An 11,981-nucleotide genomic window follows, 5' to 3' on the forward strand; every position below is an offset into this window, starting at 1 on the left:
TCCCCCATTTCAAAATGCGCGCTCGTATTGAAGGAAAGTATAAATTGTCCCTGTTAAATTTACAAGTACCAATCCTACAGGTGAAACAAAAAGCTATCCAACTTTAGATGCTAAGTTTGGATAGCTCTTTGTACATCCTTAGAAACTTAACTTTTTTTCTGATATTGATCTTTTAATTGTGGGTAGGTGTAAAGAATCCAGTGAAAGAACCTCATCCATTTGAGAGATTTGCATGAGAGCCGCAATTAGCTTTTCCTGTTTTTGAATTTTCAGTTTGAACAGGATTTGCACGGATACCTCCAAACCATTCTCATTGGTCGTCCCCCCCGCTCTCTCATCCGTATGAGGTACCATTTGGAAATGAACAATTTGCAGCTCATAATTCCCTAATATCGTAGCTACCCGGCCCAAAGCTCCGGGATGATCGACAATTTCAATTACCACTTCATCAAAACGGCGATTTCTAAGTAAATGCTTCTCCCATTTATTCAGTACGAATAAACTGATTAATACAAGAAAAGTGCATAGCAAGGCACCCATATAGAAGCCAGCGCCTACGCTCAAGCCAATGGCAGCGACAACCCAGACGGAAGCCGCCGTTGTTAAACCTTTAATCATATTGCCATTGCGCAGGATGGCACCCGCTCCTAGAAAGCCAATACCGCTGATGACCTGAGCTGCTAAACGTGCAGGATCCATGCGGACATTGGCTTCATTAACAAATTGCGAGAAGCCATAAATGGACAGCAACATGATCATAGCTGAACCTAGACAAACCAGGATATGGGTACGGAAGCCGGCCGCATGGTTGCTCCATTCCCGTTCAATTCCGATGATGCCTCCAAGTACAACTGCCAGAACCATTCGAACGGCCAATTCCAAGTGCGTAATTTCCCATACGCTTACTGTAGCAAACGACATGCTAAAGCTCACCATCCTCCTCCATATCGGATAGGACCTCTCCAGGCGAATGGATTGGAAGCAGTGAGTTCCGACTCTTTATAGCGTGGTTCTGTCTGTTTTAGCTGGCTTGTACCCGCCATACCTTCTTCCCTTAAATCAGGAAAACGTACAGCCAGAGCTTCCCTCATCTCCAGAAGCTGAGCCCTGCAGTGCTCCGCGCTGCTGCTGGAAAGCTCTTGCCCCTCGAAGGGATCTTCTTTTAAATAGAACAACTGCTCCTGTCCGCCACATACATAATATAAATATTTCCAGTCTTTATTAGCTACCATGTACAGTCCGTCCCTATCATTCATGTAACCGAAAACCCATTCACGTTCCTTACGAATGCTTTCTATATCCAACAAGGACCTGCCATCACGATTCTGGTCTTCATCCTTCAGGCAGCCGGCATATGCAAGAACCGTCGGATATAAATCAGCAAGCGTTATCGGCGTATCCACTACCTCCGATGGGCTTAACTGGCCTCCATAGCCTTTGGGTGGCTTGAGTAAGAACGGCACCCGGGTTGATGGCTCATAGAAGCAGGTTTTGTGAAACAACCCATGATCGCCAAGCATCTCTCCATGATCCGAGGTGAAAATGACAAGCGTATTATCCCATAGTTTCTGGCCCTGCAATTCACCAAACAGGCGGCCCAATTCATAGTCAATATGCGTAATCTGGGCATAGTAATGCTTTCTGGCCATGCTAATGATGTGTGGCGGAAGCATGTCCAGCTTATGGCCTCTTTTTCTAGCCCGAACCCATTCTGGCGATGATTCCCCTTCACTCCAGTCGGATTGTACAGGTTCCGAAATGGGAATACCGTCATAAAGACGAACGAAGGACTCCGGAGGGTCTAAGGGTGGGTGCGGTGCTTCGAAGCTGGTCCACATAAAGAAGGGAGTATCTTGGTCACGCTGCCGAAGGAAATCAATAGATTCTTCAACGGTCCAATGCGTGGAAGTGTAACGTATGGGTGCCGCACTAAATACGGGGTATACCTCATTTCCTCCTATGCCATGCCCTCGGTACGTACCGCGATATTCCGTAGTCTCCAGGAAATTAACATAATCCTCAGGCACTAACCGCATCCGTTCAAAGCCATTACGGTTGCGCGGAGGAGTAAATTGCATTTTACCTGCTGCATGAGTCTGATACCCTGCGGACAGTAATCTCCCGGGCAGCGTATCCTCAGCTAGCTCAGGAATACGATAGTGGCCATTGGATACGACGCCATGATTGTATGCTGATTTGCCTGTCATAATCGTCGTTCTCGACGGTACACATAGTGGACAATCCACATAAGTCCTGCTGAAATGGATCCCCTCATTGGCCAACTGATCCAGATGAGGGGTCATAACCGGATGAGCGGATTGGGCAATACCTAGACAATCTGCGCGTTGCTGGTCTGTTGTTATTAGCAGAATATTCGGCCGTGGTTTCAAATGTGATGTCTCCTTTCTCACTGTCCCTTATTGCATTTCCTTATCCGATTTGTATTAAGCGCTTACAAGTCATATTATAAAGCTTCAACTTCCCCGCCGTAACGACATGAATTCCATAATTGGTTCAAAATCGCAAGATCTTTATTGATGCCTATACGCTAAATATTTGAACAGGAAGCAAAAAGAAGCCCTAAGGCTTCCTTTTACATAGCTCCTCTTATGGTACTGGCTCAAACTTCACAGCATCAGCGACGACGACACCATCCACACTATCTGTCCGAATTTTAACATAACCCGTTGAACCTGCCGAGAACGAGTAGGAACCAACAAGGTTCCATTGACCACCAAGCGATGTCTGATCGATGGAGGCTGAGGCTGTTCCACTCGCATGCACGATATCTACCGGAATATTCGTTGCACGATTGAAATGGGCCGGCCACCAGATATAGACGTTATACATGCCTGATCCTGTTAGAGTTGGTGTAAAGGTAAAGGTTTTCGTACCTCCATCTGTGTTGGTGTTAGTCACAAAATTATAATTGGTTAAATATTTATCCGTTGCTGAGCTGTTACTATCCCAAATGCCTACCTTACTCACACCGGCTCCTGCGTTATCTACAATTACCGTCGTTGGTGCCGCTGTCAGCGTAAAGTAATCCAACTGCAGTCGGTATCCTGTTGCGCTGGCGTTCTTGCCCGTTGTCGTAACACGGAACAAGTAGCTGCCTGGATAGCTAAAGTTGTATGAACCGAATTGGAAATCCTTATATTTCTCGGTTGTAGACCAGAACGTATCAATCGGCGTACCGATATTCACACCATCGATTGAAAGCTGGATGATACTATTGTTACTCGCCTTCATTACACGGCCGATTACGTTATACGTACCGGCTTGTGTCACATCCAAGCTGAATTCCGTATAATCAGCTCCAGCCGAATGGTTTAAACCAAGCTTCTTGCCACCGCTTGCATTCGTATCGTTATAGACGACGATCGAATCCGTCATAAAACTAATTGGCAGTGTCTCTGCCTCATATGGAATCGGTAACGGAATTGAAGACGGATTGGCCGTCTGCGTACCTGTCAAACCAAATTTCACCTTGTATGATTTCCCGCCCGAGTCCTTCACATTCACCTTGAATTTGATCGTTGGGGTATATTGCAAGATCGTTACCTCAGCGTCTTTCGAAATAATATTTTTTGCAGATTTCGCTACTTCGATATAGATATTGCCTACATTATCTTGTGTCGGGTCTGATACCGAAACCTCGTAATCGCTCGACGTTTCCCGCGTCATGACCGACGATTTGGAATCAGACGTTACTTCGCCAACCGTCTTCCGCGCGTCCTTCCAGAAGTTATAACCGGCAATTTTGAGTCCTGTTTCCTTGACCGCTTGCGCATCGCTGGAGTTCTCCAGAATGGTTATATTCGGCGATGTCGCATAGCTCGCAACTTGCGTGCTCGTTTTATTCGGAAGCATGACGTACGAATACGTTCCATTCGTTGGGTTCACGCCATGATCGAACCAAAGCGTCATGTAATTGCGTGTATAAGGTGTCTCGGTATAGGAACCCTTATTCCCATTGATTTTTTTCCAATTGCCTGTTTCCGCTTTACGAAGTCCCTTAATCGTTGCGCTTCCTGGGAAGTAGTAGCCGAGGTCTGAACCTGACACATTACCTGCTAGATGAATATAATTAGTACCACTCATCGTCTCTGACCAACCAAGCGAAGTTGATTTGGCCGTGCCATTTACAGTAAGGGCATTGTTCCCTGCGGAATTAATTTTCCGATTCTCGACAATCGTCTCCGTAGTGACGCCATCTGTACTGTTAATATCCGAACCAAGTGCCACGATTTCATCATCGAACATGAACCACGATTTTTTGGCCTGTAATGTTTTATCTGGCGTTGTAGGTTCCCGATCCACACCAAGCGCTTTATACTGCATGCCCGTTACACCGTATAGCCCTAGTATGTCTGTCCCACCTGTCCAGGAGCTCTTAATTCTTTCGGGTTCTTGATAAACTCCGTTAAGCACGGTCGTTCCCGGCAATCGGAAGTTGTCGACAGTCGGCCAGAAATTATCGTTGAATTGGGTGATATCGTTATTATAGAGCGTAACCATGCCATCCCCAACATGCCATATATTATTATTCTCGCTATTAATGGACTCATAGTTCATAATGCGATCCGAAGACATGCCAACATTTAGCGCATACCCTGGTCTCACCTGTACAACGCGATCCATGCCTGCGAATTGCTTGTAGCCAAGCTGCTCGCTCCGTGGTGAAATACCCGTGTTGCTCAGAATGCTTTTTGCTTCTGTGAGCAGCCACATCGAAATGCCGTTAAAATAATTCTTGTTAGGATCAGCCTGCAGCCAGCCCTTGACCATGCTTCTGTAAGCAGCAGCATCCGTAGTCGAAGCTACATAAGAAAGCTGGATAAGTGCAGTGACTACTCCACTGCTGGAAAGGTTATCCTCTTCCTTATATCTGGATATCTCCCGCCCTCGAACAGTATCCATTAGATTTCCTTTGTAAACAAACGGCTCAAAGGAATCATAGACCCACTGGAACACATTGGCCACATTAGGGTCCGTCACTTCCCAAGTCGAACCGTCAAGCAAATACATGATTTGGGAAAGACTTGCTAACAAAGAAGTACCATACCCGCCTGTATAAGCCAAATAATTATGCTGAACAAAAGAACCATCCCTATAGAATCCGTCACCACTCGTGACATAAGGAAGGAATGCACTCAACCCATCACGGGCATCAGCAAGCGTAGTCCCGGCTATTACATTATTTTTCCCTAGGATAGCTGCTATCGCGCAAACCTGAACCTCCCACATCCGATTGGCACCCGTCATATCAATATCATTCTGGAAAGAATTCACCGCTGCTACACTCTCATCAATTTGTGTCTGCGTTAAATCATCGTACATCAGAGCTACGAGGTCATTCAACGCTTGCGCATTGCCGATTTCCCAGTACCACCAATTCGATCCACCTCTTGGTGCACCTTCATAATAGATGCGCCCATGCATCCAATCCAAACCGTCGATAATCGCAGCTTTTAAGCCCGTACTCCCCATAAGTGATGAGCCGTACGTGCGATAAGCTAGAGCCATTTCAACTAGCATACGATAGGAATACATGGTGCTTGATGGGTAATTTGCTGCACTTATCGGGTACTGGTTCCAAAGCTTTGAGCGACTCGGATCCGTAAGCATCGTATCCCAATTCGCTTGTGCCGCATCCGTGATCTGGGTGATTCGTGCCGCATTATCAACGTCGGTTAGTGAATATGTCGTCGGACTCGTCAACATTTTCACGTACTTTTCCCGTAATACATCGAACTCGTCGGATGCATGTGCTTTCTTCGTATCTACTGGAACCACTAGTGATCCGAAAGCAATCAGCAGGGCTAAACTAACCATCACTAGTCTTTTAACTATAACAATCCGCATTCCTTATACCTCCGCTAGGTTGATGTGGTTTGGATGTCTTCTCATGTTGTTCAGAACTCAATGCCTCCTTCCGTTATGGCGTTACTAGAAAAGAGAAGATACATTTCCAAATTCAAACAACATTTGGAAGCGCTTTATTCTTTTCTAAAACTCATTTTATAGATTGTAAGCGCACCAAACAATCCTCCTTATGCTAGATTTGGTTCAATCTTTCCACTCCACTTTATTTCTCATAACTCATTACCCTTCCATATATAACAAATTTTCACAGAATATTTGCTATTCCGGTTAACAAATTCGTATACATAATAACTGGCTACGCCGTCCTTTGAAGGACAGGAGCGTTTATCTAGAAATTCAGCATAATTATTAAGTAAAACTTATAAATTCTGATATTTTGAGAAAAACCACCCCAAATAGCGGAGTGGTTACACAACTTCTTTCATAAATCTTTTGAATTCCTTATTTATGAGCCGCTAGTTGATATCTCCTTGAATCATTCCCGTTGAATTGCAATTCGATTCCAACAGTTGCTCGCATTAATCGCCATAATCAAATTAGCGTATTGGCCTTCATCGAAATGGTTGCGGACTTGCGCATCCCAATTTCTGTTCCGCTAAAGTTCACTCTACTGCACGTATACTCCACAAATACCTGAAAATATTTCTCCTTGGACAATCGATTGAATTAGGACTTTCGAAATACACATCGAATGAAATTGCTTGTGAAATAGTTATTATATTATATATCAAATAAATAGTTTTGAAATTCGACATATTCACGCTTGTCAAATAAGTAATTAGTCCTATTTTCGATATATAATTGTCCTATAAATAATTTAAATTATTAATTGGAGGAATTTTATGAGAAGTAGAACTAAGATATGTGTTTCGAAGTTCGGTGTGGTATTAGCTTCGATACTGATATTGTTTATGTTGAGCGGATGTGTGATACAAGCATCTTCCCTAACTTTTAACTTTAACCTGGATAAGTTAAATGCTACTGAGCAAATATATGTGAGATACTCAGATGGAAGTCTTGAAACAACGGCCCAAAGTAGTCAAATCGATCAAGCACAAGTAATAATACCGACAGACAACACTAAAAAAATCGTCGGCTTTTATGTGAGTAACGGTAGTATCAGTTGGGTCCCCGAATATAGCTATCCTGGTTCTACGACAATAGATTTCGCGGGAGCTTCATCACAAAAGCCGACATATTCTGCAGATCACGTCGTTCAAGTAGGACAACCAGTAGCGAATATTATCAATGGCACGAACTATGTAGATGTGAAGTTTGCTGTTTATGGGACTGATGGTGAACTTGTGAATGGGCAAACGGAAATATTCGCCCATTCTACGAATAAAAATTTATCATTTTACGATACTGACCCACTTGGCAACCATGATAATGCAATGGAAGGTATATCCTCTTATACAGTAGATGGGTATGTTACATTTGTCATTCAGTCTGATATTAGCTCTATATCGTTAACGCCACTTTCATTGTATTCAGGAACGAAACTCATATATGAGAAAAATGATTCTTCGGATGCTTCGCTAACCTCACTAAATTTAAGTGGTATTACGCTGAATTCATCGGTAAGTGGTAATGTGTACGTCTATACGGCAACTGTGCCTTACGAAGTGTCAGCCACCGAAGCTACTTATAGTACATTGGATAACAACGCGACTGCGGAGTTACAGCTCCATGGAGCTCCAACTAATAATCCAATCCCATTAAGTGTGGGCGCTAATGTCATTAGCATTGTTGTAACGGCTCAAGATGGAACGATACAACCCTATACGGTAACTGTAACACGAGCAGGTTCAAACAATGCTGCCTTAACCTCACTAAATTTAAGCGGAATCACACTGAATCCAACGATTAGTGAAAATGTGTACGCCTACACCGCAACCGTCCCAAACGATGTTTCTGTTACTACAGCTACATATACAACATCGGATAGTAACGCGACGGTTGCAATACAACTTAATGGGATTCCAGTTAACAATCAGATTAATTTGATTGTGGGGTCAAATATCATTCGCTTTGTCGTAACTGCACAAGATAGCTCAACGATGAACTATACAGTCAATGTCGAACGAGCTGCTCTATTTGTTACTTCTATTACAGTTTCCAGTTCTAGTAGTTCCATGTACGTTGGAGATACGCTTCAATTTAGTTCGGATGTAACTCCTAACAATGCAACTGATAAGACATTTAGCTGGTCAGTAATTCCCGGGACAGGGACAGCAACGATCACTGCGGATGGTCTGCTCACAGCAACGTATGCTGGTACGATTACCGTTCAGGCAACTGCGAAGGATGAAGCCCGAGTGATGGGATCCAAAGCCGTCACTATCTATACTCGATCTTCTGACGATAATTCGACACCGGATCCGGATCCAGTTCCAATTCCAGCTCCTACTCCTGCTCCTGTAAACGCGCCTCCAAAAGATGTATTCAAATCGGATGTTGTAAAGAGTGACGGCAATGTTGTTATAAATATTGAGTCTCGCATTCAGGAAGCGATGAAAAATTCAATTACGGTAACACTTTCAGATACTAAAGGACACTGGGCTGCAAAGACGATCGATACTTTTGTTAAGCTACAAGTGATTGAAGGTTACGGTGACGGTAGCTTCAATCCGGATGGTAATATCACTCGTGCTGAATTTGCAGTAGTTTTAAGTCGTGTTTTTGATATTAAAGCTGAAGGTAATACTAGCGCTGGAATGAAAGACGTTGCTAATCACTGGGCCAAAGATGCAATTAAAAACTTGGCAAATGCGGGAATCATTGGTGGTTACGAGGACGGCACATTCAAGCCGAATAACATGGTAACACGAGAGGAAATGGTAGTCCTTTTATCCCGTCTCTTAAACCTTGACAACGTTTCGAAGGACGTAACGATAGGAACATTCAATGATCTGGAAGGTTCTTATGCGGCAGAAGAGATCAAGGCTGCGGCACAAGCAGGTATCATCAGCGGAAAAGCGGATGGAACGTTTGATGCGAAGAACAATGCCACACGTGCAGAAGCTTTGCAAATCATTCTTAATGCGCTAAAACTCAACCCGCAATTAAAAACCCTTTTGAATTCACTGAACTAGTCTCGTTTATTCGTTTAACGAGCAACATAAAAGCAGCAGGCAGGGACACGGCGTCCTTACCTGCTGCTTTTATATTTGCCTCAAAACCTCTAAGAGTAAGTCACCCCAACCATCTATTATTAACAGTGCATCCCTGCATCTTCCTTCTTGTGTCATTCCTATTAGTGGCGAATCCCGAGAGACTTCTACCTACTCTAACGGCTGACTGACCAACATGTGATAAAGACCTTTATTCACCATCAGTTGCTCATGAGTACCTGACTCTGCAATAACACCTTGATCAAGTACGAGAATGCGGTCCGCATGCCGAACCGTGCTCAGTCGGTGAGCAATGATGAGTGTCGTTCGATCTTTGAGTATCGTGCTCATATTCCGCTGAATCGTCTTCTCGGATTCGTGTCGAGCGCACTCGTCGGTTCGTCGAAGATCAGAATACGCGGATTGCCGATCAGCGCCCGTGCTATGACGATACGCTGACGTTGCCCGCCAAATAACCTTACGCCCTTCTCCCCAAGCTGTGTATCATAGCCCTTATTTATGAGCCGCTGGTCGATAATCTCCTGGAATCATTCCCGTTGAAATTGCAATTCGATTCCAACAGTTGATCGCATTAATTGCCATAATCAAATTAGCAAATTGGCCTTCATCGAAATGGTTGCGGACTTGGGCATATAATTCCTGTGGAACGCCAGCTTCCGAAATTTTGGTCACAGCCTCTGTTAAGGCGATCGCGGCCCGCTCTGCTTCTGTATAGAATGGAGCCTCACGCCATGCGTTGAGCATATACAAGCGCTGCTCGCTCTCACCCATCGCACGAGCATCTTTGGTATGCATATCCAAGCAATAGGCACATCCATTAATTTGCGAAGCGCGGATTTTAATTAGTTCCAACAAAGTGTGATCAATACCACTCTTCCTTACGTATCCTTCTAATTTTAAAAGCGTTTGAAAAGCTTCCGGTTGTGCTTTCGTATAATCGAATCTGATTTCCATGTGTGAGTACACTCCTTTATTTGTAGTTATTGTAGAATACGTCTCCATCATATCGTCGATAGTATTAATCGTCGATTAATGTTATCTACAATATACCTATTTCCTTTATGACTGTCAACGATAAATCATGGATTTGTTAGCTATAAACGCCAAATACCCCTATTTGACAAGGGGTTTAAATCAACCTAAGATGTTTAATAGCAACCTTTATTTAGATCTGAAAGCAGGTGTTGGGATGCAGTATAGTATTGGCGTAGAATATGGACTGCATTGCTTGGTCTATCTAATTGATATTCCTCCTGATTCAACCATTGGGATTAAAGAGCTGTCCGCATTTCAAGGCGTATCAGAAACGTATCTGTCGAAGATTTTTAGCAAATTAACCAAAGCTGGTATCGTAATTTCTGTCCCTGGTGTCAAAGGAGGCTATAAACTAGCCAAGTCGCCTGCGGATATTTCTTTTTGGGATGTTGTAGAAGCCGTTGAAGGTGCTACCCCTATTTTTCAATGTAAAAACATCAAAAATAATAGCTATCTATGCCGAGATGAAGATTATGCCGCGTGCGCGCAAGCTTCTCCCTGTACAATTAATTTAGTCATGCTCGAAGCTGAAGATAGTATGCGCAATGTTCTGCGCAACAAGTCACTTACTTGGTTAAACGAAGAACTGGATCGCGTGTTAACGCCCCAGTCCCGCAAAGAAACACGTGCATATTTTGCGAATAGTAACCTAGTTTAGTGGTGAAAATAAAGAAACGGCTTGTCCTACTGCAGGTCCGTGTTTAGATGTATAAACTACAGTTAATATGCTCTAGATTGACGTATTCTCGTTATTAGATGGAAAAAGTACATGTATTTTGAATGGAAAATGAATATTAGTGCTTATCACAGGAATTTAGCTACAGGAAATACAGTTAACCTTTCGAATTCAAGAAATCCGCTTCAAATAGATGGAGAAAATCCAGTTAGTTTGCTGAGAGCAGGTTTATTTCATCGGTTAATAATTAGAAGAGAGGCTGTTTCAATAAGTCTACAATGACTTTTGAGACAGCCTCTATAACTCTAAGTATGGGCACACTTTTAATCAAGGATATAGCGGATGTAATTCCAAATCCAATCTATCAGCAACAAGCGTGTAGAATTCGGGAAATCTTGGATCTGACTTACTTGCTATCTCTTCAAAAGTACGAATACATAGGCCTGTTGCACTGACCGCAGTTATAATCTCTCCGACTGTCCAACCTCGTACTAACACCTTACTTAACTCAGCACGTTCTCCCTCAGGAAGCAACTTAGCAAACGCCACTTGTCCTTCTTTAATGCGATCATCGAAGTAGTTACCCGTTGGCTCTGGTAAATTATATGTGTTCAGCCATGCTCGGGCGAAAGGATGAAAGTCGGTCAAAATAAACCTTCCCTTGTTCCCTAGTCGACGATGAACCACGCTGAAAATAGCATGGAGATCTGTAAAATAGTGCAAAACACCAAACTCCATCAACACGATGTCAAATTGGCCAAGTGTTGCTTCGTTGGGGATATCCAAAGCATCCGAACAGATATAGTCAATTTGGACACCAATAGCTGCAGCAACCTGCATCGCATACAACCGATTTTCTTCCGATATGTCCACCACGGTCACTTCCGCACCTAACAATGCCAGAGAAATTGCCTTTCTACCATGTGAGCCCAGAAGGTTAAGAACACGCTTTCCTGCTAGATCACCCATATACTTTAACCAGTAACGCAAATGATGTTTGTGTTCTAGTTTCAGTTCCTCTGCAAGTTCTTCCGGTGTTCCATAATTATGAACCCATGCCTGATACGCTTTCGTTTCCCATGCCAGTTTGTTCGCAGTTGATAGTTGTTTTTGCAAATACATCCCTCCTAGAGTCATTTAATCGCTTCAGATGGTATATACTACCATTCACTTCTCTAATGTCAATATTTACTTTACAAAAAGATATAAAAGAGCTGAATGGATCGTTTTCATCCACTCAGCTCTTC

9 protein-coding genes are annotated in these 11,981 nt (G+C 43.4%); 2 read left to right on the top strand and 7 right to left on the bottom strand.

The features are described from left to right. Nucleotides 1-138: 138 nt before the first annotated feature. The 3 genes from AC58PV_RS03825 to AC58PV_RS03835 all read right to left on the bottom strand — a co-directional run bounded on the left by AC58PV_RS03825 (nucleotide 139) and on the right by AC58PV_RS03835 (nucleotide 5,868). Entirely contained in the window at nucleotides 139-921 is a 783-nt protein-coding gene (locus tag AC58PV_RS03825) for an MgtC/SapB family protein (RefSeq protein ID WP_497430965.1), read from the bottom strand. An 8-nt stretch (nucleotides 922-929) separates the two neighbouring features. Further along, nucleotides 930-2,390 carry a sulfatase-like hydrolase/transferase gene (locus tag AC58PV_RS03830; RefSeq protein WP_497430966.1) on the bottom strand — a complete coding sequence of 487 codons (1,461 nt, stop codon included), beginning with the start codon at nucleotides 2,388-2,390 and terminating at the stop codon, nucleotides 930-932. Between the two features lie 217 nt (nucleotides 2,391-2,607). Beyond that, nucleotides 2,608-5,868 carry a polysaccharide lyase family 8 super-sandwich domain-containing protein gene (locus tag AC58PV_RS03835; RefSeq protein ID WP_497430967.1) on the bottom strand — a complete coding sequence of 1,087 codons (3,261 nt, stop codon included), beginning with the start codon at nucleotides 5,866-5,868 and terminating at the stop codon, nucleotides 2,608-2,610. An 863-nt stretch (nucleotides 5,869-6,731) separates the two neighbouring features. Here AC58PV_RS03835 and AC58PV_RS03840 point away from each other — a divergent pair. Further along, nucleotides 6,732-8,984 (top strand): S-layer homology domain-containing protein, encoded by a 2,253-nt coding sequence (locus tag AC58PV_RS03840; RefSeq protein WP_497430968.1) that lies wholly within the window; start codon nucleotides 6,732-6,734, stop codon nucleotides 8,982-8,984. A 189-nt stretch (nucleotides 8,985-9,173) separates the two neighbouring features. On the opposite strand, the gene AC58PV_RS03845 is transcribed toward AC58PV_RS03840, so the two are convergent. From AC58PV_RS03845 to AC58PV_RS03855, 3 genes are read right to left on the bottom strand one after another with little or no spacing between them, the layout of a single operon-like run. Continuing rightward, nucleotides 9,174-9,353, bottom strand: coding sequence for a hypothetical protein (locus AC58PV_RS03845; protein ID WP_497430969.1), 180 nt, complete (start codon nucleotides 9,351-9,353; stop codon nucleotides 9,174-9,176). Beyond that, entirely contained in the window at nucleotides 9,350-9,541 is a 192-nt protein-coding gene (locus tag AC58PV_RS03850) for an ATP-binding cassette domain-containing protein (protein WP_497431372.1), read from the bottom strand. The genes AC58PV_RS03845 and AC58PV_RS03850 overlap by 4 nt, the downstream gene beginning before the upstream one ends. Further along, nucleotides 9,516-9,977 carry a carboxymuconolactone decarboxylase family protein gene (locus tag AC58PV_RS03855; protein WP_497430970.1) on the bottom strand — a complete coding sequence of 154 codons (462 nt, stop codon included), beginning with the start codon at nucleotides 9,975-9,977 and terminating at the stop codon, nucleotides 9,516-9,518. Before AC58PV_RS03855 ends, AC58PV_RS03850 begins: the two co-directional genes overlap by 26 nt. A gap of 235 nt (nucleotides 9,978-10,212) precedes the next feature. Between AC58PV_RS03855 and AC58PV_RS03860 the strand changes: the two genes are divergently transcribed. After that, the gene (locus AC58PV_RS03860) at nucleotides 10,213-10,716 is read left to right on the top strand and encodes an Rrf2 family transcriptional regulator (protein WP_497430971.1); all 504 of its coding nucleotides are present in this window, start codon (nucleotides 10,213-10,215) and stop codon (nucleotides 10,714-10,716) included. A gap of 345 nt (nucleotides 10,717-11,061) precedes the next feature. Here the strand turns inward: AC58PV_RS03860 and AC58PV_RS03865 are convergent, their stop codons facing one another. Further along, entirely contained in the window at nucleotides 11,062-11,850 is a 789-nt protein-coding gene (locus AC58PV_RS03865) for a class I SAM-dependent methyltransferase (protein WP_497430972.1), read from the bottom strand. Nucleotides 11,851-11,981: the final 131 nt, after the last annotated feature.

Source organism: Paenibacillus sp. J22FR83 (assembly GCF_059691955.1).